This window comes from Sphingobacterium sp. BIGb0165 (genome assembly GCF_024810095.1).
Classification (GTDB): domain Bacteria; phylum Bacteroidota; class Bacteroidia; order Sphingobacteriales; family Sphingobacteriaceae; genus Sphingobacterium; species Sphingobacterium detergens.
Genome location: NZ_JANUEB010000005.1, coordinates 377,088 through 400,444 on the forward strand (window position 1 = coordinate 377,088; position 23,357 = coordinate 400,444).

Here is a 23,357-nt window from a genome sequence, read left to right on the forward strand (position 1 = left end):
AAATGTTGGTATCTGTCTGGAGGTATGCACATTTAGCCTTAGCTCTTGTTTCTTCTGTTTTTTTACTATTATTATCGGTCACGGGAGTAATTTTGGCCATTGATGCCGTCAATGAAAAAATACCACCCTATCGAATAGAAAATATAGATTCTTTGGATCTTTCGCAGACCATTACTGGTCTGCGAAAGGTTTATCCCGAAATTATTGAAATTTCCGTTGACCACAATGAATTTGTGAGCATTGACGCCATAGATGCTGAGGGAAATACTGTAAAAGGATATATTGACCCACAAACCGGCAAATATCTGGGTGAGCAAAAGAACAAAACACAGTTTGTTCAATGGATTACGGCCCTGCATCGTTCCCTATTCTTAAAGGTAACAGGCCGAATCATTATTGGCATCGCTTCTTTTCTACTATTTTTGATTACAATCTCAGGTTTGGTGTTGATTATCAAACGTCAACAGGGCGTTCGACATTTCTTTGCCAAGATCAATCGGGATTTCTTCGCACAATATTTTCATGTTGTTTCAGGACGGTTGTTTCTGATACCCATTTTAATTTTGGCTTTGACGGGGACCTATTTATTTATGGTCCGAATCGAACTGTTAAAGAAGACAAACCAAACGGTTGAATATCCAGTGAAGGAAAATGAGACCGAGGAGCTGGCGATAGCCGATTTTCCGATCTTCAAAAAAACGAAGCTTAACGATGTCGTGAAGGTAGAGTTTCCTTTTATGGAAGGAGATCCTGACGAATATTATGTTCTCAAACTGAAAGATCGGGAGTTGACCGTAAATCAATTGAACGGTGCTGTACATAAAGAAGTCAAGTATCCCTTTACTGCACTTGCAGAACAATTTTCGCTCGATCTTCACACGGGTAAGACCAATATGATATGGGCCATTATTTTGGGGCTTGCATCATTGAATATTGTGTTTTTTATTTATACAGGTTTTGTCATTACCTTCAAACGTACGCGAACAAAGATTAAGAATAAGTATAAGGCGGCCGACGCCGAAATTGTTATTCTGGTAGGTACTGAAAATGGAAGTACCTTGTTTTTTGCCAATCAGATTCACAAACAGCTGTTGGCGGACGGTAAAAAATCACTTTTGCTTGGCATGAACCACTATCAGTATTTTCCAAAAGCAAAACATCTTTTGCTGTTTACGTCCACCTACGGTCTAGGAACAGCGCCTTCCAATGCGAGTCAGTTTGAGAAAAAGCTGTTGGCCTATCCGCAGCAGCAGTCGATTCATTTCTCTGTTCTCGGTTTTGGATCGAAAGCATACCCTGATTTTTGTGCTTATGCGTATGCGATAGACAAGTTGCTCAGTGAGCAAGCATGGGCTTCCCGACTGATAGACCCACATACGGTCAATGACAAAAGTGTTGATGAACTGATTTCATGGGTACATCATTGGAGTGAACATACCAATATTGCCTTGGCTTCTGCTCCAGCGATATACAGTTCCAAAGTTGTTGGATTGAAGAAATTTAAAGTGATAGCCCGATCAGTTGTTTCGGAGAGCAACAGCACCTTTACACTTTTATTGAAACCACCTGGAAAAATGAAAGTACAGTCCGGAGATTTGTTGGCTATCTATCCGGCGCAGGATCAACGGGAACGTTTCTATTCCATTGGATGCAAGGATGGGATGGTTCAATTAGTCGTCAAGCTATTTCCTGATGGTTTTGGCTCGGGATTTCTATACCAACTAAAAGCTGATCAGGTTCTGGAGGCGCGTGTCATGGCCAATCCAAGTTTTCATTTTCCAAAGGCAGCACCTGCTATAGCCTTGATTGCAAATGGAACCGGTATTGCACCGTTTTTGGGTATGATTGCAGAAAATCAGTATAAAATACCTGTCAAACTCTATGCAGGCTTCCGTAAGAACAATGAGATGACGGCACAATATTTGGAATTTACCGATGAACAAAAAAAATTGGGACAACTGAACGATGTACAGCTGGCTTTTTCACGGGAACAGCAGGGGCAGTATGTGATGGATCTGATCCGTCAGGATGGTCCGTACTTTGTTGAATTGCTCGAACAGCAGGGCTGGATCTTATTGTGTGGTTCACTCCGAATGCAACAGGATGTCGAAGCAACTTTAGACGAGATACTGCTGGTAAGTACAGGCAAATCGATCAACATCTACAAAGAAAATGGTCAGATCCTGACAGATTGTTATTAAACACGACAATCTTATGCTATCATTTATTTTGACAATGTGTGATGAATTATTATAAACAGTATCTACTGATTTCAATATTTTGGTTGATCGCCGTCGCTAACGGTTTTTCACAGGTAATGCTCAAAAAACAGGTAACCCTTATGGGTTCTGTTTTTGAGATCACCCTAGTTGATCAGGATAGCGTACAGGCCAACCAGCATATTGTCGAAGTCATTGCAGAGATTGAACGTATCGAAAACCTAATTTCGGAGTGGCGTCCATATACGCAGATTTCGGAGGTCAACCGCAATGCAGGGATTAAACCTGTTAAAGTTGACCGCGAAGTATTTGACCTGACCAAAAGGGCAATTCAATATAGCCGGAATTCAGAAGGAGCCTTTGATATTAGCATTGTGGCTTTAGATAAAATATGGAAGTTCGATGGCAGTATGGATACAATGCCTTCTGAGGATGCGATCAGAAATTCGGTTGCCAAAGTTGGCTATAAACATATTGTTTTGGATAGTGCTGCTTCGACTATTTTCTTGGAACTTCCGGGCATGAAAATTGGCTTTGGCTCGATCGGGAAGGGCTATGCCGCCGATCGGGGAAGGGAAATCATGAAAGCCCATGGAATCACTGCTGGAATCGTCAATGCTTCCGGAGATCTATCTACCTGGGGTAGCCAACCAGATGGTGAACCCTGGAAGATTGGGGTGAATAACCCCTTCAAATCACATCAGATGGTTCGGGTTCTTCGCTTGAATGAAATGGCTGTCGCTACCTCGGGCAGCTATGAAAAATATGCCGAAATCAATGGAAAACGTTATTCCCATATTATTAATCCCATCACCGGATATCCAGCTACGGGACTGACTTCGGTAACAATCTATGGACCGTCGGCAGAAATAGCCAATGCCCTGAGTACTTCCATTATGGTGCTGGGTGAGAAAGAAGGAAAGAAAATAATCCGTAATTTCCCAAATTATCGTTTTATCTTTATTACAGACAAAGGAAAGGTTGTCCGGGATAAACGCAAGTAATCCTATTAAATAACAACCTGTATGTTCATGCAACCATCATGATTTCTTTACAGCGGGTGAACCGAACGATTGAACTCATGAATGTCGCTTAAAACATACAGTCGATGAATAAATCAGATAGCTGCATCACAGCTGAAAATAATTTAGAGTAAAAGCTTTGTTGGTTCGTCTATGTAATTATGGACATTGCATACCAAAATCATATGGCAGAAAAAAACTCCAGATCATTTACAGACATCGTCAAGACTTATGGGAGTCAATTGCTGCGTTTTGTAAAAGGAAAGGTCAAAAAAACGGAAGATGCCGAGGATATCTTGCAGGAGGTCTGGTATCAATTCAGTCGTTTGACCAATATGGACGAACTGGAAAATGCTGGGGCATGGTTGTATGCGGTAACGCGAAACAAGATTACAGATAGTTATCGAAAGAAGAAAGATGAGTCACTTGATGATTTAATGGCGGATGGAGAGGAAGTGGATACGCCCTTTCCGATACGTCAGTTTCTACTGGCCGATGATTCGAACAATCCTGAACTTAAATTATTCAAAGACATTTTTTGGGATGAATTGATGAAAGCCCTCGAAGAATTGCCCGAAAAACAACGTCGGGTTTTTATGCTCAATGAAATTGAAGATAAAACCTTGCAGGAGATTGCCGACATGGAAAATGAAAATCTGAAAACGATAATAAGCAGAAAGGGCTATGCTGTAAAACATCTGCGTTTACGTTTGCGGAACTTGTATGAAGAATTAAAATTTTAAAAATAAAGCTATGAATAGAAGAATGAGAAGACAAGGAAAAGGTAAATTTGCTTTTGTGTTTGTTGCCATTATCATTGGAGTTTTCTTGCTGGTAGCCTTGTTGCAATATCTGTGGAATACTTTGATGTGTGATATTTTCAATTTGAAGGCAATCACGTATTGGCAGGCGTTCGGACTGTTTGTGCTATCACGGATTCTATTTGGACGTGGATTTGGTAAGCCGGGAAGAGGCGGATTCCGTAAAAATTTTCCCCCTGATATGGGCCGCCATGAAGATCTTTCGGAAGAGGAAAGGGAGCGCTTGCGTGAGGAATGGAAACGTCGTTTCAGCGGACGATGCGGATTCTGAAAAAAAAAGTAAATTTTTTAAAGTAAAAACCTGATACAGGCGTCTTCTTCTATAAAGGCGCCTTTTTTTATGCCAAGAGCTGAGGAAACACTGTAAAGGGAATGACAGGACGCGATGATCTGTTACTAGCGATATACAACAATTATACGGGTTGAGAAATTGACAACGAAAGAAGTATATCGAATAACGAATAGGATTACCAATAAGTGGATTGACAGATTTTGGGTTTAAAGAACAATTAAATTAAAGAAAAAATGAAAAATAAAATTCGATTTATATTACCCCGCTTGATCGCATTGACGGTAATAGTGGGTTTAGCCAGCTTGATTATGGGAGCGATCTTTAAGCTGTTGTTGGTTGCAACGATCTTATTCGGAATAGGAAGCTTTGCAATGGCCAAAATGCGCAGGAGAGAAATGCGTTCATTTAAAATGGACAAGGCTCCGGTCCATCCCGGAATGTACAGTGCTTCGAGGACGAATAGTGCAATCGTTCCTTTACACAAACAACAACGGGTTAAGAATGCAACAATTGTTCCGGTATATTAATATCAGGACTTGGTAGAAAACCAAATAACATAAATAAAGGCGATAGTGAAGTCCCTTGGACTGCTCATTGCGCAATACACAATATTCATTATTAAAAAAATAAAGACATGTTTAAAAGAGATCATTATTCCAGCGGATATTCAAATCAAAATAGATTTTGCGGTCAACATTTCAAAGACCGTTTTGAAAAATTTCAACAGCATTTTTTTGAGGGCGAAGCAGGACAGCGCGGAGAGGGACAGCAATTTGTTCCTGTAAATATTTCTGAAAATTCTGAGTTCTACGAAGTGCAGGTGTTTGCTGCCGGCCGAAAGAAAGAGCAATTTCAGGTCAGTATAAATGAAGGAATCTTAACGATTTCCTGTACAGAAAATACAAGCGATGCGACAGCTTATATCTATAAGGAGCATTTGGGTACTGCATTTGAGCGTGAATTTCAATTAAATGAACAGGTGCTTACAGATAACGTACATGCCAGTTTCGAAGATGGTGTACTAACCGTCATTCTTCCCAAGGACCTTGACAAGGTAAAAAGACCACAAGAAGTCATTATAGACTAGGTTTAACGGATTGTAACGCTTTTACAGCGCATAGAAAAAGGGGTGTCTGCATTGTGGACAACCCCTTTTTCTTTAATTTAGTTGGCACCCTCCCTATAATCTCTTTTCGAATACTCAATTCTAAGGGAGCTTTTATTTTTGGAGGCTTTTCCCTTTATGTTTTTTTGAGCTTCTTTTGCAGTTGTTTTCTTCCAAACTTTCCGAAGAAATAGAATAAGGCGAAAACGACCAAAACAGCCATAAAAGGAACGAATATGGCCAGAATAGTCAAAATCGTAGAACCAATGGTCTCCATGGTCGAAATAATGAAATTGCCAAGACCCGCAGTACCGATGGAAGAAGCGGCTCTTGTACCAGCCAGTACTGTACTGATCGTCGCCGCAGTTCCCCCTCCGGCGATAATGGCCGCTGACCAGCGGAAAAACGGAGAAATATCTGTAAACTGTACCGCAAATAGTAATGTTCCCGCAATCGTTGCCAAAGGAATGGATATGGTATCCAGAATATTGTCAACAACGGGTATGTAGTAAGCGGCAACTTCGATAACCATCGCGATGCTTGTGGTGATCAGTACCAAGTTGGAACCTGCCCAAGCCCATTCATTACCCACCTGAAATAATTCCAGACGACAGCCCAAGCTGAGCAAAAACAGGGGCATAAAAATTCGGAAGCCTGTTGCCGCAGCAAGACTAATACCAATAAATGCACTGACCAGGTACGTGGATAATTCCCCCATGACAAATGAATGCTTAGTTCTATCTATTAATAGAATAAAAAAAACGTGTTTTTTGTTTTAAAACTATTTTGAACGGTCGGAATAGATGGCGTCTTGTGTTCGTTGTAACTGTTTGTTTTTATAATGTTTAGTTCTATTTATAGATTTTGATTATATTGTATCGAATCATTCGATGAGCAGGGGATACTGTATTTGTTTAATTTTATGAAAGTAAAAGTCAAACAATTTGATCATTTAAGGTATTATATAAATAAACTTTCTTTTAATATGGACAACAACGAAAAAGACATTAGCAAATGCCCATTTCACAATGGAACTATGCGCAACGCCGTTGCGGGAGGGGGAACCCAAAATCAAGATTGGTGGCCAAATAGACTTCGTGTGGATCTTTTGAGACAGCATGCGACAAAATCAAATCCAATGGATGAAGGTTTTGATTATGCTGAAGCTTTCAAACAATTGGATCTGGAAGCCGTTAAGGGAGATTTACATGTATTGATGACAGATTCACAGGATTGGTGGCCGGCAGATTTTGGACATTATGGTCCCCTATTTATTCGGATGGCTTGGCATAGTGCAGGAACCTATCGTGTAAGTGATGGTCGCGGTGGTGCAGGTTCTGGACAGCAGCGTTTTGCACCTTTAAATAGTTGGCCAGACAATGTGAGCTTGGATAAGGCTCGTCGACTGTTGTGGCCGATCAAACAAAAATATGGTAAGAATATATCGTGGGCAGATTTATTGATCCTAACGGGAAATGTTGCACTGGAATCAATGGGATTTAAAACTTTTGGCTTTTCAGGAGGACGTGTGGATGCTTTTGAACCGGAATTGGATGTATACTGGGGATCAGAAAAAACGTGGTTAGGTGGTGATGTACGTTATGCACATGGTTCTGAAGGTGTGGTTGAATCGCATGGTGTTTTATCAGCGGATGATAATGCTGATGGTAAAGAGCATTCTCGCAATCTCGAAAAACCTTTGGCAGCTGTACAGATGGGATTGATCTACGTGAACCCAGAGGGACCAGATGGAAATCCGGACCCTATTGCAGCGGCAAAGGATATTAGGGACACTTTTGGTCGTATGGCGATGGATGATGAGGAAACTGTTGCGCTAATCGCCGGAGGACATACTTTTGGAAAAACACATGGTGCCGGACCCGCTGATAATGTTGGTAAGGAGCCCGAAGCTGCAGGGATTGAACAACAAGGGCTCGGATGGAGAAGCAGTTACGGTACGGGGGTAGGTACTGATGCCATTACCAGCGGTTTGGAAGTTATCTGGACTCAAAAACCGACCGAATGGACGAACCTCTTTTTTAAAAATCTTTTTGAAAATGAATGGGAACTTACAAAAAGTCCCGCAGGTGCGCATCAATGGGTGGCAAAAGGAGCTGATTCAAGTATTCCCGATCCTTTTGACCCAAATAAAAAACGTAGACCTACGATGTTGACAACGGATCTGTCCTTGCGTTTTGATCCTGTTTACGAAAAGATTTCCCGTAAATTCTATGAAGATCAGGATGCTTTCGCTGATGCTTTCTCTCGCGCTTGGTTTAAATTGACGCACCGTGATCTAGGTCCACGTGAACGTTATCTTGGAGCTGAAGTACCTAGCGAAGAATTGTTATGGCAAGACCCTATTCCAACCGTAGATCATATATTGGTCGATGAACACGATGTTGAAGGTTTAAAATCTGCTATTTTGGCTTCAGGTCTTAGTATCGGGGAGTTGGTGACTACGGCATGGGCTTCGGCTTCTACATTCCGGGGGTCGGATATGCGTGGTGGAGCAAATGGAGCCCGTCTTCGCTTGGCGCCACAACGTTATTGGCAGGTTAATAACCCAACACAATTGCAAAAAGTGCTAACTGTGCTGGAGCAGATCCAACAGGATTTTAATGGTAAACAACAAGGTGGTAAAAAAGTATCGTTGGCTGATTTAATTGTCCTTGCCGGTGCAGCAGCAATCGAACAAGGAGCAAGAGCTGGCGGACATGCGCTAAAGGTTCCGTTTAATCCGGGACGCATGGATGCTTCTCAAGAACAAACTGATGTAGAATCAATGGGATATCTAGAACCTATTGCTGATGGCTTTAGAAACTATCGGAAAGGTTCCTACACTGTTTCCACAGAATCATTATTGATTGATAAAGCACAATTACTGACCTTATCTGTTCCGGAATTGACCGTTTTAATCGGTGGAATGCGTGTATTGCAGGCTAATTTTGATGGCTCTCAGACAGGTGTGATGACCGAACGCCCTGGACAGTTGACCAATGACTTTTTTGTGAAGCTATTGGATATGGGGACAGCTTGGACAGCGGTTTCGCAAGATCGGGAACTCTTTGAAGGAACAGACCGTAAAACGGGAGCAAAGAAATGGGTTGCTGGACGCGCAGATCTGGTATTTGGTTCTAACGCTGAATTAAGAGCAGTCGCTGAAATCTATGGTAGTGCTGATGCGAAAGAAAAATTCGCTAAGGATTTTGTCGCTGCCTGGAATAAAGTGATGGAGTTGGATCGTTTTGATTTACACAGATAACTGGACGGAGCACCGCTCGCTAATGTAATCTCAAAGCACAGTAGCGGCGCCTGACAAGCGATTAATAATATAAAGGCCTGTACATGATCAGTCGTACAGGCCTTTTTTGTGTTGTATACAAAATTAAAGGGTGATAGTAGGGGTAAAATTCCTCGAAAGGAAAGTATAGTTTTCTCCTGAGGTTTTGCATTTCGGCAGATGAATTTGTCCAGAAAACATGAATGTAGGTACTATTTTTATAGTTGCTGAGCCCTGATCGTTACAGCATTCCAGGCCAGCACTTGTACACCAGGAGAGTAGTGTATAAGCGCAATATTTTCGTTATGGAGATGAATATCACCGGCTGTATAGTTCAACTGGCATTCTTGCAGCTGCGCTGAAAATAAGGGCCATTCCCGATGATGGATGTCGAAATAATATATTCCATCGGGTTTGCTCAGGTAAAGGCAATAGCGTTCGGTAAGCCAGGTATCAAGGCTGGATTTTATCTTGATCTCATCGGTCACCGCAAAGATCGTTTTCAACCTAAAGCCCCTTTCTTGGTTAAGATTGTGATATCCTCGCGCATCTCGCGACATCGTGGACTTTTCGTAAGGAAGTCCCGACAACTTTTTTGCGACCAACGCGGATAAGTATTTGCTTGCTTCAATATGGATAAAATAAACACCCTTTTTACCATGCTGATCGATGTAGGTACGTACATTGATCTCATAAAAGTCCGAGATGGGGGGGAAGGGAGGCAAATTTCTGGGACGGATATTTTTCATCTTGAAAGCAACCAAAGATACGTAACAGCTGCCTTCGTGCTGATCGATTTGCAATTCGACAGGAACTAATGGCCGGAGTAGATCATAATCGACTTGAAAATGTAAAAAAAGTAGATCAAGCCATTCCTGATAGTAACACCAGGGGCTAGTTGGTATAGGCCATGGACGATGATTATAATCTCTTAAAATTGTTTTAATTTTTTGTACCAAAATCATCAATTTATGCCTCTAAGATCATTTTAATCTCGCTTTAACCAAATTTTAATTTAATATATGAATAATTATGGAATTTTCTTTGGGCTTTTCCTATTTTGTGAAATAAAATTCAAGATTTGTGCTACTTTTTGTTGTTTGATCGGTAGTAACTTTGTGTTGTTTTCAAAGGGAAACTTGTTACTTTGTTAGTTTACAGCTATGTGGAAGCATTTTATTTTTCTAATTACAGTTCTGTTTGTTTCATTTAAAAGTTTAAATGCAAACAGTATTGTACCGAAAAGTGATAGTTTTCACCGCGAGATATCTTCCCTAAAAACTGAACCAAATAAAGCTGACTTTTCGCTTTCTACCCCTCAAAAATTAGACAATCCAGATTTAGATCCTTTATATCCATCGGTGCAATCTATCGCCGAATTGGACGTCGAGAATAATCAGGATTGGTTAACAGACCGCTGGGTGGTTGTCGTCGATTTACTCTGGCATGAATTACGGCCTTCAGCATTGCAGAACGACTACCGTTATCTGCATATTTTGGATATTGAACCGATTCCCATAGCACGGTTCCTGCTTTTTGAGCAAATAAAAATCCCATTTTAGCGATTTTGAGCTTTCATGCTTAACGGAAATTGAACGAAAAATCGTATTTCTTTTCTAAATTTATTTTATTGATTTCTTAAAATATACCAATGCACGAGCTAAGTATAGTAAAGGATATCTTCGATACCCTGACCTCGCATTATGAGACCAGAGTGGATGATATCCAGAAAATTCAGGTGACAGCCGGACTATTGTCCAATGTGCAGCCTGTGCTGATCCAAAATGCTTTTGACGCGTTTATCACCGAAAATACCCATTACCGGGATATGGAAATGGAGGTTGTGGTAAATGATATCATCGCCTATTGTGAGCACTGTCAGAAGAATTTTTCTGTTCATTTTCACCGATTTGTCTGCGATTGTGGACAACCTTCGAGTACAATTGTTCAAGGAAATGAACTCTATATTTCCAAAGTAATTTTTAAACACGATTAAAAAATCATTTATCATGTCAGACAATACTCAAAATCCTAAAAGTTTAGGTAACCGTGTCGGTTCGGTTCAATGTGAAAATACAACCCTACATTTATTAAAGGCAAATGATTTTGTCGCTAAAAGTATCCGCGACAGACTGAAAGATGTATGTGTGATTAATGTATGCTCTTCTCCGGGTTCTGGTAAAACAACCTTGATGCAAGAGACTGGAAAGCGTCTTTCAAAAGATCTAAACATTGCTGTGTTAGTGGGAGATCCTGAAACGGAACGTGATGCGATCCGTATGCGTGATGTTGGAATCAATGCGTTGCAGATCGTTACTGGCGGTATGTGCCATATCGAAGCACAAATGATTCTGCAGGCACTGGATCACATCGATATCGAAGGCATTGATTTGTTATTTATCGAAAATGTCGGAAACTTACTTTGCCCTTCCGCTTTTGATCTAGGTGAAGACTACAGAGTCACTTTATTGGCGACAACCGAAGGTGATGATAAACCAAAAAAATACCCACGTATGTTTTTGACCAGCGAATTGATGCTTGTTTCAAAAGCAGACTTGTTACCTTATGTGCCTTTCTCTGTAGATGCCGTGACAAAAGATGCACGTGAAGTCAATCCAAACCTCGAAGTTATTACGATCAGTACCTTGAATGGAGATGGCCTAGATAGCTGGTGTGACTGGTTAAAAGAGAAAGTCCAACTGAAAAAACAACAACAGAAAGTAGCTGCGGCGAAATAGTAAATGCGCGAAGGTGATCAACGATCAGATGGAACGATGGTTGATCACAGCGCAAAGTTTGAATGATATACCCTAATATAACAATGAATAGATTGCCTGTAACGATAGATACCATTGTGCCCCAGTACCAAGCCATCACTGATCAGGTAGATCGGGTATACATCGAATGGTTTGAAATTAATAAACGCCGTTTGACCAGAAATACCTTGTCTGGCAATACGATCTTGATGCAATTGGAGCAGGGGCAGGAGTGGCATCATGGAGATGCGCTGTACCACAATGGGAAACTGCAGGCAATCGTCACTGTTAAGCCGACCTTGGCGATCAGGTTTAACCCTTCGGATTTGGTTCAACTGGCAGATTTTGGTTATTTCGTCGGTAACCGACATCTACCGATATTCCAGGTCGATCAGCTCCAGTCTCTCCATTTGCCATATGATGGTCGACTGTATGAGCAAATTGCAGCGAAATATGGTGCGTCTGTCCAATTGGAGGAAGCGATATTGCTGTCTGAAAATCGGATTCGCCAGCAGCTAAAGAATAGCAGAAAGCATGAAAATTAGAATATATACATTGCTGTTGCCACTGGTCTTGCTTGTATGCTTACAAGCCTGCCAAAACCAACAGTCCAATGCAAGTAAAAATGGGGTGAAGGCCATGGATAGCCGCGGCAAGGAAATCACATTGGAGCGACCAGCCCAACGTGTTGTTGTCCTGTATCCCTCTCTTGTGGATGAGGTTTATATGCTACAGGCCAGTGACCGATTGGTCGGCATTCCTGAGCAAGTCTATCAAATGGAAGATACCTATGCTTTTTTATCGAAATTAGACCCACGTATCGTTCAGAAAAGTATCGCTACACCAACTTTTGGTGGTCAGGCCAACAATGTAGAAAGCATCGTAAGCCTGAACCCCGATCTTGTTCTGACATTCAATACCGATCAGGATAATATCACACAGCTCGAAAATTTGGGTATTCCCGTCTTCACTTTTTCATCGAAAGATGAAACCAGTATCTTTAACGAATTGATCGGAATGGGAACGCTTTTGGACAAGAAAGCACGAGCTGAGGAAATTGTGAAATTTGTCGGAGATGAGGTCAAAAAGATGGCAGCTCCGCTCGATCAATCGCAAAAGAAGGTCTATTATGCCTGGTCCAAAGGACGTGTGCTTTCGACCTCGGGAAGAGGTAGCCTCATTGATATGGCCATCCGTCTATCGGGGGCTGCAAATGCCTGTCCCTTGGAAATGGAAGCACCAAATGTAGGGGCTGAAACGATCTACAAGTGGAATCCCGATCTCATGATTCTATGGAATTCCAAAAGTTCTGATGTTTATAATCTGAAGGAATTGGCCGCACTGCCTGCCGTAAAAAATAAACAGGTATTTGTGATGTCACCATCCTTTCCTTTTGATCCACATACCGTGAAATTTATGCTCTTCGCCAAACAGGTGCGGCATTGGTGTTTCCCGAGTTATACCAAGGAACAACTCGATCAGGATATGACAATGGCTTTTGACAAATTATACGGTAAAGCGGGGCTTCTGCAATGATACTTCAATTAAAAAAGATTTTATTGCTGGTGATATTGCCATTAGTGCTGCTCCTGCTTTCATTATTGATCGGCTCAAGTCAGCATATTGGTTTTATTGAACTCTGCCAGCGTATCGGATTGGAATTAGGGATTTATAAAGGAAATGATACGGCAGTATTGATGGGCAGCATGGATACCATTTTGTGGCAAGTACGTTTGCCACGGATTTTATTGACCTTTATGGTCGGTGCCGCTCTTGCCTCATCTGGAGGGACCTTACAAGCTATTTTTCGAAATCCTATTGTAGACCCATTTACGTTGGGAATATCTTCCGGTGCTGCTTTCGGTGCCGCCTTAGCCATGCTGTTTCCACTTTTGTCCGTCAATGTTTCGGCATTTCTTTTTGGTGTCTGTGCTGTGGCCTTGACTTACTTTGTATCCAATGCCGGTTTAAAAACATCCATCATTGGGATGGTTTTGGCAGGAATGGTTATTTCAGGGGTATTTACAGCGATGCTTACCCTGTTACAATATATCAGTGATCCTTATAAATTACAGGCTATTGTGCAGTGGACGATGGGAAATCTCCATACCGCCTCCTGGTCAAAAGTGCAGAACGCCTTTTTACCGATAGTGATCGGGTTGATCATATTGATCTTATTGCGTTGGAAATTGAATTTGTTGGCATTGGGAGATCAGGAAGCAATTGCTGTGGGGGTGAATCCAAAACTCCTGAAATTGGTGATGATCGGGGTTGCGACCATGATCACCGCATCAGCTGTTGCTGCGGTAGGCGTGATCAGCTTATTTGGACTCATTGTTCCACATATCAGCCGTATGATTTTTGGCCCCAATAATAATATTGTCGTATGGGCGAATATCAGTATCGGTGGGACATTCCTGTTATTGATTGACGATTTTTCCCGTGCAGTCATGCCTTTCGAAATTCCAATAGGGGTATTTACAATGATTATTGGCGCTCCACTCTTTATCTACCTGATGCGCCGGAACGAAATTAACTGGAACTCATGAGCAAATCCATCCATATCAAAAACCTATCTTTTGCCTATGGTAAGGATACTATTTTGCGGGACGTCAATGTGTCCTTCCCGGAAGGAAAGCTTTCGGTTATTCTGGGCCGGAACGGTAGCGGTAAGTCGACCTTGTTCAATGTTATTGCCGGATTGGAGAAACACTATCAGGGATCGGTATTGATCGGTGAAACGGAACGTAGAAACTGGAAGGTCGGTAAATCAAATGCGCTTAAACTGGGTTTTTTAAACCAGTTTCATCAGACAACTTTTCCTTTTAAGGTGGCAGATGTTATTTTAACAGGACGTGCATCATTCTCCCGCTTTTCGCCACGGCGTGAAGATTTTGAGGCTGTGGATGCAATCCTGGAGAAATTTAATCTCGCACATTTAAAGCATAAATCTTATACTTCCCTGTCAGGTGGGGAGCGGCAGCTGGTCTTGCTTTGTCGGGTATTGGTGCAACAGCCTGATCTGTTGCTTTTGGATGAACCGACAAACCATCTTGACCTGAAATATCAGATTGCCGTTTTGCAGACCGCTAAAGAACTGGTCAAGGAGGGAACAACAGTGCTCTGTGTTATGCACGACCCCAATATGGCCTATCTTTTTGGCGACCACTTTTATTTGATGCAGGACAATACACTGGTGGATCTACAAGGGATGAACAGAGAGCAGGTTCGGAAAGTATTGGAACAGACCTATGAGTTGCCATTGATCAGTTTGGAAAACCAAGGAAAATGGATGTTTGCACCTATGCTTCATGCAAATGACTGGACTTCGATAAAATCCCTTGAACTGGAAGGCGTAAATAATAAGCTATAAAGGCTGTAAACAATGTGCGAACAAGGTACAGATCCTAGTGGCGGTATGGACGCTAAAAACGAAAATAGTATGAATAAAATAGGCATGCAAAGGACAGATTCAATCAGAAATATCGCAATAAGTACAGTCACTGTTCAGGATCTGGAAACGGTGTTACCTTATGTTATTGAATTTCGGAAACAGCTGTTTCCCATGCTTGACCCGCAAAAGATTCCCAGAGATTTGCTGGACTTTAAACAGCTGTATCTGGATGGACAAACTGGAACATTTCTACAGGCAAGGGACAAGAGCGGAAAACTGGTTGGTGTGATCGGTATGCTCGCTTATGACTATCGTTTTCCGCATCTAGATTTAGACGCCCGGACGACTGTCGAGGTCGCGCGTCTTTTTGTCGACCCCGATTATCGTCGTTCTGGACTTGGAACAGCACTTTTCCGTCAATTGACAAAGGTGGCCAAGGAGAAAGCGGTCGAAAGACTTTACTTACACACCCATCCTTTTTTGGAGGGAGCCCATGAATTCTGGTTAAAACAAGGATTCTATCTCAAAGAATGCTGCGATGAATCGGGCTTTCCGACAATTCACATGGAACTACTGCTGGGGCAGCCTGGTAAACTCAAATGTTCAGCGGAACTGGAATTGTCAAAATAAGGCTATTCAGTTTTGTGAACTGAATTCACGCTGAATGCAAGAAATAAAATAAATCAGCAATAGCAGATAAAAAATAATTCCAGAGGAACTGTCCCTGTTTAGAATCTTATTTCAATAAGATCATCGTAGGTGAGTTTTAAACAGGGTATGTGCCATCTGACTAATGAACAACATACGGATGAAACCATCATGATTTATTCAGACCGAGCAAAGCGAGCTCATGACTGCCGCATAAAACATACACTCGATGAATAAATCTGATTGCTTCATCACAATTGAAAAAACAATTTATACAGATGAAAAACACAATGAAAGCACTCGCTTTCGCATTATTGACAAGTACCGTCACACCAGTGGCTGTTTACGCCCAACAGAGCTTTATGATTTTTGGGAAGATCCAGGATGAAAACGGAAATCCAATTCCAGGAGTGACTTTGACACTTGAAAACCAAGGACAAAAGATCAGTACTGCCACGAATGGCGAATTTGCTTTTACTACAGCGATAACCTTTCCGGTGCAATTGCGTGCCGAAGCGATCGGCTATAAATCACAACTTATTCTTATTGATGAGACTACATGGAATCCGAAAAAAGGAATTCGACTCATGATGGAAGAGGGAGGGCGGACCTTGGATGAAGTATTGGTTACCGGCCGTCGTAATAATTCCTATTTGACAAATAACATGGAGTTGGGCGGTAAGTTCGCTGGAAAGCTGAAAGACCTACCACAATCTGTGGCTGTACTGAGTAAGGAATTTATCGAAGATAAGCAAGCATTTACAACAGCGGCACTGGTGCAGGACCTTGCAGGTGTCACTGAGGCTTCATCTTATGATGATGTGGTGATCCGTGGTTTTAAAAGCGGTTATGAAACCGGAGTCCGTTTGGTGAACGGTCTACGTTCGGGCTATGGTTACGGCAATAGTTATTATAATTCCCCACTAACAATCAATCTCGAAAACCTGGAGGTGCTGAAAGGCCCTGGAGCTTCTCTATTTGGCGACATCGTACCTGGTGGCACCATCAATATGACGACGAAAAAGCCTTTGGAAGATTTTAAAGGTCATGTCAGCTTTGCTGCTGGAAGTTTTGAAACGATGCGCACAACAGTAGATCTCGGCGGTCCCTTGGATAGTGCAAAACGAATTCTCTATCGTTTCAATGCAGGCTATGAAGATACCAAAACCTTTCGTGATGTGAACCGTCAAAAACGGTTGATGCTCGCACCCTCATTTACATTTAAGCCCACTGCAGGAACAACCGTAGACATCGATGTGGTATACAATCAATTCAATGGTTATCTGGATCGGGGAATGGGAATAAAGGAAAATAACTTTTATGCCCTGCCACGTTCGTTTACTTTAAGTCAGCCTTCTGATTTCTATAATTCCAAGACTTTTTCATTTAGTGGACGATTGGCGCAAAGACTGGCAGAAAATGTGAGCCTGAACCTGAGCTATATGAAATCCATCTATCAGGAAGATGTCAACGAGCACCGTACGCTAAATACTTTTGCGGATGCTCCACATAACACCATCATGAATATGCGTTTCTTTGACCGTCATGGCCGTGATTATACCGACAACGTCGTCGGATATATCAAATGGGATTTGCTAGGAGATAAAATTGACCACCATATCGTAGCGGGGATCGACTTTGCACAGTATCGTGGTGACAAAGAAAATCAGTTACGGGAAGCCAGACAGCAAACTCTGGATGGCAAAGTGGTGCCATTGACTTTTGACCTGAACAACCCGACCTATACCACACATGATCTGACCGACTACGTCTGGCGTACACAGGTCGCTTATCCTTTTTTGAGTCCCTATAAAACGACCGGTAAATACATACAGGATCAGATCAGCATCGCGGATCGTCTGAAATTAATTGTGGGGTTGCGGCATGAACATTATTCTTCGGAAACTATTGATGGACAGAATCGCTTTCATGCTACACAAAATGCCTTATTGCCCCGTTTTGGTCTGACTTATGGAATCAACAAGCAGATTAATTACTTCGCAAGCTACTCGCAGGGTTTTGTACCGGTAGGCGCTAATTTTATCCAGAACTATAAAGACTATGGTGCGGACAAAGCTTTTGAAGCTGAACGCAGTTTTCAAATTGAAACAGGGCTGAAAACGGGCTTTTTTAAGGATCAGCTGCAAATGGATCTTTCCTTGTTTCAGATCGAGCGTAGAAATATGCTTATTGCGACAGGAACAATCAATGACTCGGGATTGCCAGAGTATAGACAATCTGGAAAAGCATTGTCACGGGGAGTGGAGCTGGATGTCCGCGGGCAGCTGACCAAAGAATTCCAGGTGATGGCAAATTATACTTTTAACCATACCGAAGTGAAGGCCTCTTCTGTTGCTTCTGAAGTTGGACAAGCACTACCGGGAGCACCTAAAAATATGGCCAGCGCCTGGTTAAAATATGTATTCTCCAATACTTCCTTAAAAGGACTCGGCTTTGGTACTGGTGTTTATTATGTTGATAGCAAACGCATGGACAATAGCATTGGGAAGGATAGTGAAGGAAATGCCCTTTGGGGACAATGGCCTTCTTATACGACAGTTAATGCGGCGGCTTATTATCATATCGGTGCCATGAAAATGGCGCTTAACCTAAACAATGTATTTGATAAATACTATTTTTTAGGGGGATTTGACTATACACGTGCCTTCGCAGGGGCACCAAGAAACATTATGGTTTCAATTGGTTATTCATTTTAATTAAAAAAAGCAATCAAAGCAGGTTTTTCGACAAATTTAGACTATTTAATTCAAGATTTGTACTAGTGAAGTGGCCTGCTTTGGTTGTAAATTTGAACAACAAATAATAGGATTGTGAATACAATGATTAGGCATAGTTTAGTTTTTTTAGTTTTTCTTTTGAGCGTCCTGCTCCTGAAAGGAATGACTATTTCTGAACAGCTTAAAATTCATAATTCCTCGGGTACCTATCTCGGTTTGTCCAGCACCCATAAACAAATTGACAAAGGTGCTGATCAACCCGAACGGGAAAATGTAGTTGCCGCTGTACACGATCATGACCTTTATGATGTCAGTGAACAGGTCGACTTAAAAGATGAATGGAGTAAGCTCCTCGGTTGGACCGTAGTGTACATTTGTCTTTTTATATTTTGCTATCCTGTATGTCTCAACATGCGGAATAACAGAACACCTTACATGGATCGATTGGTCCTACCACCAAAATACATTCTTTTCCAAAGTTTAAAGATCCCATTTCAGGGATAATCCTTTCCTTACAACGCTGAGAACTGAAACGCTATGCCGTAAGCATTTGCTATGGGCTTCGTTTATCAGGTTTTTTGAACGATTTTTTTAAGTCGTCAGGGCTTGTACTGACTTGTTTTCGACTGAAATAACAACAATTTAAATAATATTTTATATGCATTTATTACCTAGAGAGACAGAGAAGCTATTGCTTCATCTTGCCGGTGAACTAGCGAAAAAACGTAGAGCTAGAGGACTTAAACTAAATTATCCGGAGTCTATTGCATTGATCAGCAGTGAGCTTTTGGAAGCCGCACGTGATGGCCGTACTGTGGCTGATTTAATGCAGTATGGCGCGACATTATTGACACGTGAAGATGTCATGGAAGGTGTGCCCGAAATGATTCACGACGTGCAGATTGAGGCGACTTTTCCGGATGGTACCAAATTGGTGACCGTTCATAATCCGATTCGATAATTGTTAAAAACATAATTTATGATTCCAGGAGAATTTTTTATAGCGGATGGCCATGTCATCTGTAATGAAGGTAGAGAAGTTACGACGATTACCGTAACAAACACAGGAGACAGACCAATTCAGGTAGGTTCACATTTTCACTTCTTTGAAGTAAACAAGATGATGGAATTTGACCGTGCAAAAGCTTTTGGCAAGCGATTGAATATTATCGCAAGTACAGCGGTGCGTTTTGAGCCTGGGGAATCCAAAGATGTAGAATTGGTTCCTTATGCAGGTGCCAGAAGAATCTACGGGCACAACGACTTGGTAAACGGTGATACCGAAACCGAAGTCGCGAAAGAAAATGCAATGAAAAAAGTGAAAGAACAAGGCTTTAAAAACAGAGTATCATGAGTTTAAAAGTTAGCAAAGTAAATTATAGCGCCATCTTTGGTCCGACAAGTGGCGATAAAATCCGTTTAGGAGATACCGATATCATTATCGAAGTTGAAAAGGACTACGCTTATTATGGCGATGAAGCAAAATTTGGTGGTGGTAAGACCGTACGTGACGGTATGTGTCAATCTTCTGTTCACACACGTGATGAAGGTACCTTGGACATGGTGATCACAGATGCTATTGTGATTGACCACTGGGGAATTGTGAAAGGTGATATCGGTATCAAGGATGGTAAGATTGTCGGTGTCGGCCGTGCTGGAAATCCGGACACAATGGATAACATTACGCCAAATATGATTATTGGTGCTTCTACCGAAGTGCATGGCGGATCTGGCTATATTCTAACACCGGGTGGTATAGATACCCACATTCACTATATCAGCCCTACACAGGTCGAAACAGCCTTATACAGTGGTATTACCACCATGATCGGCGGTGGTACCGGTCCAGCGGACGGAACAAACGCAACCACCGTAACACCAGGAAAATGGAATATCCGTCGTATGATGCAAGCGGTGGAAGATCTACCGATGAACTTTGGCTTCTTTGGAAAAGGAAATGTTGGGACTGAACAACCCATTGTTGAACAGATTGAAGCCGGAGCTTTAGGGGTTAAAATTCACGAAGACTGGGGAGCAACACCCGCAACGATTGATAGAGCATTAACGGTAGCTGATAAATACGATGTACAGGTTGCCATTCACACCGATACGTTAAATGAAGCGGGTTTCTTAGAAGATACCATTCAGGCGATCAACGGTCGTGTAATTCATACCTTCCATACAGAAGGCGCCGGTGGTGGCCACGCTCCGGATATCATCAAATCGGCAATGTATCCAAATGTATTGCCAGCTTCCACAAATCCGACACGCCCATTTACAAAAAATACGATTGATGAGCACTTGGATATGTTGATGGTTTGTCACCACTTGAGTAAGGAAATTCCTGAGGATGTGGCTTTTGCCGATTCACGTATCCGTCCGGAGACAATCGCTGCTGAGGATGTATTGCAAGATCGTGGTGTATTCAGCATCATGAGCTCAGATTCACAGGCAATGGGTCGTGTAGGTGAGGTTATCACACGTACCTGGCAGACAGCAGATAAAATGAGAAAACAAGTGGGTCCGCTACCTGAAGACGAAGGAAAAAACAACGATAACTTCCGTGCACGTCGTTATGTCGCAAAATATACAATCAACCCAGCGATTGCACATGGTATCTCAAAATACGTAGGTTCTATCGAACCGGGTAAAATCGCGGATATGGTCATCTGGCGCCCAGCCTTGTTTGGTGCTAAACCGGAAATGATTATCAAAGGCGGTATGATCATCGCGTCCAAAATGGGAGATGCAAACGCATCCATTCCTACACCACAACCGATTATCTTACGTACAATGTTCGGCGGATTGGGAAAAGCTGTTCATAATACCTGCTTCAACTTTGTTTCCAAAATTTCATTCGAAAACGGTATTAAAGAGGAATATGGCTTAGCAAAAGGCTTACTTCCTGTAGAAAACTGTAGAAATATCTCCAAAAAAGATATGATCCACAACGATGCTACACCCGAAATTATCGTTAATCCGGAGAACTATGAAGTAAGTCTGGATGGAGAAATTTTGCGTTCACAGCCGGTTGATACCGTTTCTTTAGGACAGTTGTATTTCTTGTTTTAATCTGAATGGTGACTACCATGGCTTGATCTTGCATCAGGCCATTATAAATGAAAAACACATTAATAAAACGGTCATGAGCCCAAAGTAGCGCTGATGATCAATGGGCAAAGTAAGGCTCATGATCGTTTTATTGCCCTTAAAAACAACGATATATCAATGAAAAATTTAAAAACATTTTTGGGATGTTGTCTGGCAATAGCATGCTTTTCGATACAATCGGCTTCTGCTCAAAAAGGCGGAATCATGCTGTATGGTTCGCTCAATTACCATGAAACCACCGCTGGACACCAATTTAGTGCAGCACCAGTGGGTGTAGGCTATTTTTTTAATGACAACATGAATGTGGGGTTAAATTATGGGTTCAACAACGCCTATACGAAGGCGCTTGACTTTACGGATCATTCCCATGAAGTTGGTCCATTCTACAGCAACACCTGGCCGTTAGGAGAACATTTTATGTTGATCGGTCAAGTGGACGCACATTACATCTGGGGCGACCAGCATGTTGTTAATGCATCCGGAGGCATGGTGGATGGAAGCTACAATGGTTTCCTGTTCAGAGTGTATCCGTTGGTGGGTATTGACCTTGGAAAAGGCTGGGCTTTGAAAGCAAAAGTCGCGGAGCTCTCTTACAAGAAGAAGCATGGCAAGGATGCTGTTATTCCAAATGATCACGAAGTGATTACGGGAATCAATGGCTCAACTGTGGGATTGGGATTGTCAAAAAATCTATTTTTTTAAAGCACGAAAATGATTATCACAGAAATCACAAGGAATATCAATTGCGAGCAGACCAATAAGCGTCATGATCTGCTATCGATTGAATGGTATGAATCCACCAAACGTATTCAACGTCTTCGTACAGCGGAGGGGATGAATATCGCTGTAAAATTATTGGGCAATACTTCCTGCTTGCAGGACGGCGATATCTTGTATGAAGATGAAGAAAAAATAGTTGTGGTTATCATCAGACCCTGTGAAGTTATCAAAGTGATGGCAATTGATTTCCTTCAGATTGCTTTTGTCAGCAGTGAAATCGGAAACAAACATTTGCCTCTATTCGTAGAGGCAAATGAATTGCTGATGCCTTACGAACGCTCCATGTACGAGTGGTTGACCAAAAATGGATTTGACCCTATATGCTGTATGCATCAGCTGCTGAATCCACTGCATGCAAACGTAGACCCGAAGCATCATCAAAAGTTGAAATTTTCGACAAAAAATATTCCCCTGTTCATTAAAGAACAAGAGGATAATGGTACAGCGCCGGCGGTCGCATCAACAAATAATGAATAAATAATTTATGTCAATGAAAAATACTTTTCTGGGCAAGTTGCTCCATCTCGCAGATCCGACTCTACCGATCGGTGGATTTACCCATTCAAATGGACTGGAAACCTATGTGCAGCAAGGCTTAGTCTGTGATAAAGCAACTACTGACAAATATGTGCGCCATAATTTATGGTACAATTTAAAGTATAACGATGCTGCCTTGATGAAATTGGCCTACGAGGCTACCTCATCGGCGGATTTAAATGCATTGATCGCTTTGGATCAGGAGTGTACAGCATTGAAGAGTCCAAAAGAGATCCGGGAAGCCAGTAAAAAACTGGGCGTACGCATTTACAAAATATTTAGCCGTTATCAACAACAGGATTTTGTTGTTGCCTGGGGCAAATTGATTCAGAAAAAGGAAGTGGATAGCCACTATTGCTTGATGTATGGTATGTTAGCTTCGATATTGGAAATTCCTTTGGAAGAAGCATTACATGGTTTTTATTACAATGCGGCCATCACCATGGTGACGAATGCCGTGAAACTCGTGCCGCTCGGACAGCTCGATGGTCAGGATGTTCTTTTTGACCTGCACGATGATATACTTGAGCTCTGTCACGAGACTTTAGCAGTTGAAAGAAATTTAGTGGGGCTGTGCAATATCGGATTTGATATCCGCTGCATGCAACACGAACGATTATATTCTAGGGTTTATATCTCTTAAAATCAAAT

General features: G+C 41.9%; 24 protein-coding genes and 1 pseudogene. 23 read left to right on the forward strand and 2 right to left on the reverse strand.

Features of this window, described 5'->3' with window-relative positions:
* The first annotated feature begins 2 nt into the window (after positions 1 to 2).
* From M2408_RS13500 to M2408_RS13525, 6 genes are all read left to right on the forward strand, one after another.
* Positions 3 to 2,201, forward strand: coding sequence for a PepSY domain-containing protein (locus M2408_RS13500; protein WP_259182617.1), 2,199 nt, complete (start codon positions 3 to 5; stop codon positions 2,199 to 2,201).
* A gap of 41 nt (positions 2,202 to 2,242) precedes the next feature.
* Entirely contained in the window at positions 2,243 to 3,223 is a 981-nt protein-coding gene (locus M2408_RS13505) for an FAD:protein FMN transferase (RefSeq protein ID WP_259182618.1), read from the forward strand.
* Between the two features lie 203 nt (positions 3,224 to 3,426).
* A complete protein-coding gene (locus tag M2408_RS13510; protein ID WP_259182619.1) occupies positions 3,427 to 3,984 on the forward strand; it encodes an RNA polymerase sigma factor in 558 nt (185 codons plus the stop codon).
* Between the two features lie 10 nt (positions 3,985 to 3,994).
* Positions 3,995 to 4,333, forward strand: a complete 339-nt coding sequence (locus M2408_RS13515) for a hypothetical protein (RefSeq protein WP_259182621.1) — start codon at positions 3,995 to 3,997, stop codon at positions 4,331 to 4,333.
* Positions 4,334 to 4,587: 254 nt separating this feature from the next.
* Positions 4,588 to 4,881, forward strand: coding sequence for a hypothetical protein (locus M2408_RS13520; RefSeq protein ID WP_120258508.1), 294 nt, complete (start codon positions 4,588 to 4,590; stop codon positions 4,879 to 4,881).
* Positions 4,882 to 4,988: 107 nt separating this feature from the next.
* Positions 4,989 to 5,441, forward strand: a complete 453-nt coding sequence (locus M2408_RS13525) for an Hsp20/alpha crystallin family protein (RefSeq protein ID WP_259182626.1) — start codon at positions 4,989 to 4,991, stop codon at positions 5,439 to 5,441.
* 154 nt (positions 5,442 to 5,595) lie between these two features.
* Here M2408_RS13525 and M2408_RS13530 read toward each other — a convergent pair whose 3' ends face one another.
* Positions 5,596 to 6,177, reverse strand: coding sequence for a DUF4126 domain-containing protein (locus tag M2408_RS13530; protein WP_259182628.1), 582 nt, complete (start codon positions 6,175 to 6,177; stop codon positions 5,596 to 5,598).
* Between the two features lie 267 nt (positions 6,178 to 6,444).
* On the opposite strand from M2408_RS13530, the gene katG reads away from it, so the two are divergent.
* Complete coding sequence (gene katG, locus M2408_RS13535) at positions 6,445 to 8,724, forward strand: catalase/peroxidase HPI (protein ID WP_259182630.1); 2,280 nt, start codon at positions 6,445 to 6,447, stop codon at positions 8,722 to 8,724.
* A 236-nt stretch (positions 8,725 to 8,960) separates the two neighbouring features.
* Here katG and M2408_RS13540 read toward each other — a convergent pair whose 3' ends face one another.
* Positions 8,961 to 9,707 (reverse strand): YqjF family protein, encoded by a 747-nt coding sequence (locus M2408_RS13540; RefSeq protein WP_259182632.1) that lies wholly within the window; start codon positions 9,705 to 9,707, stop codon positions 8,961 to 8,963.
* Between the two features lie 198 nt (positions 9,708 to 9,905).
* Between M2408_RS13540 and M2408_RS13545 the strand changes: the two genes are divergently transcribed.
* The 16 genes and pseudogenes from M2408_RS13545 (at position 9,906) to M2408_RS13620 (ending at position 23,349) form a co-directional block, all read left to right on the forward strand.
* Positions 9,906 to 10,304: a hypothetical protein gene (locus M2408_RS13545; RefSeq protein WP_259182634.1), complete on the forward strand. Its 399-nt coding sequence runs from the start codon at positions 9,906 to 9,908 to the stop codon at positions 10,302 to 10,304.
* 89 nt (positions 10,305 to 10,393) lie between these two features.
* On the forward strand, positions 10,394 to 10,738 hold the full coding sequence (locus M2408_RS13550) for a hydrogenase maturation nickel metallochaperone HypA (RefSeq protein ID WP_259182636.1): 345 nt from the start codon (positions 10,394 to 10,396) through the stop codon (positions 10,736 to 10,738).
* A 13-nt stretch (positions 10,739 to 10,751) separates the two neighbouring features.
* Positions 10,752 to 11,480, forward strand: coding sequence for a hydrogenase nickel incorporation protein HypB (gene hypB, locus M2408_RS13555; protein ID WP_259182638.1), 729 nt, complete (start codon positions 10,752 to 10,754; stop codon positions 11,478 to 11,480).
* Positions 11,481 to 11,563: 83 nt separating this feature from the next.
* Complete coding sequence (locus M2408_RS13560; RefSeq protein WP_259182640.1) at positions 11,564 to 12,043, forward strand: hypothetical protein; 480 nt, start codon at positions 11,564 to 11,566, stop codon at positions 12,041 to 12,043.
* Entirely contained in the window at positions 12,033 to 13,034 is a 1,002-nt protein-coding gene (locus M2408_RS13565) for an ABC transporter substrate-binding protein (protein WP_259182641.1), read from the forward strand. The genes M2408_RS13560 and M2408_RS13565 overlap by 11 nt, the downstream gene beginning before the upstream one ends.
* A complete protein-coding gene (locus tag M2408_RS13570) occupies positions 13,031 to 14,047 on the forward strand; it encodes an iron ABC transporter permease (protein ID WP_259182643.1) in 1,017 nt (338 codons plus the stop codon). Before M2408_RS13565 ends, M2408_RS13570 begins: the two co-directional genes overlap by 4 nt.
* Positions 14,044 to 14,871, forward strand: a complete 828-nt coding sequence (locus M2408_RS13575) for an ABC transporter ATP-binding protein (RefSeq protein ID WP_259182645.1) — start codon at positions 14,044 to 14,046, stop codon at positions 14,869 to 14,871. Before M2408_RS13570 ends, M2408_RS13575 begins: the two co-directional genes overlap by 4 nt.
* A 12-nt stretch (positions 14,872 to 14,883) precedes the next feature.
* Entirely contained in the window at positions 14,884 to 15,522 is a 639-nt protein-coding gene (locus M2408_RS13580; RefSeq protein ID WP_259182647.1) for a GNAT family N-acetyltransferase, read from the forward strand.
* A gap of 296 nt (positions 15,523 to 15,818) precedes the next feature.
* Positions 15,819 to 18,257, forward strand: coding sequence for a TonB-dependent receptor (locus M2408_RS13585; RefSeq protein ID WP_259182648.1), 2,439 nt, complete (start codon positions 15,819 to 15,821; stop codon positions 18,255 to 18,257).
* A 183-nt stretch (positions 18,258 to 18,440) separates the two neighbouring features.
* Entirely contained in the window at positions 18,441 to 18,782 is a 342-nt protein-coding gene (locus M2408_RS13590; protein WP_259182650.1) for a hypothetical protein, read from the forward strand.
* A gap of 154 nt (positions 18,783 to 18,936) precedes the next feature.
* Positions 18,937 to 19,239: an urease subunit gamma gene (gene ureA, locus M2408_RS13595; RefSeq protein ID WP_077435612.1), complete on the forward strand. Its 303-nt coding sequence runs from the start codon at positions 18,937 to 18,939 to the stop codon at positions 19,237 to 19,239.
* An 18-nt stretch (positions 19,240 to 19,257) separates the two neighbouring features.
* Positions 19,258 to 19,563, forward strand: a pseudogene (gene ureB, locus M2408_RS13600) (urease subunit beta); the annotation flags it as partial.
* A gap of 65 nt (positions 19,564 to 19,628) precedes the next feature.
* Positions 19,629 to 21,350 carry an urease subunit alpha gene (ureC, locus tag M2408_RS13605; RefSeq protein WP_259182660.1) on the forward strand — a complete coding sequence of 574 codons (1,722 nt, stop codon included), beginning with the start codon at positions 19,629 to 19,631 and terminating at the stop codon, positions 21,348 to 21,350.
* Between the two features lie 156 nt (positions 21,351 to 21,506).
* A complete protein-coding gene (locus tag M2408_RS13610; protein ID WP_259182662.1) occupies positions 21,507 to 22,091 on the forward strand; it encodes an outer membrane beta-barrel protein in 585 nt (194 codons plus the stop codon).
* Between the two features lie 9 nt (positions 22,092 to 22,100).
* Entirely contained in the window at positions 22,101 to 22,646 is a 546-nt protein-coding gene (locus M2408_RS13615) for an urease accessory protein UreE (RefSeq protein ID WP_259182665.1), read from the forward strand.
* A gap of 13 nt (positions 22,647 to 22,659) precedes the next feature.
* A complete protein-coding gene (locus M2408_RS13620; RefSeq protein ID WP_259182667.1) occupies positions 22,660 to 23,349 on the forward strand; it encodes an urease accessory protein UreF in 690 nt (229 codons plus the stop codon).
* Positions 23,350 to 23,357: the final 8 nt, after the last annotated feature.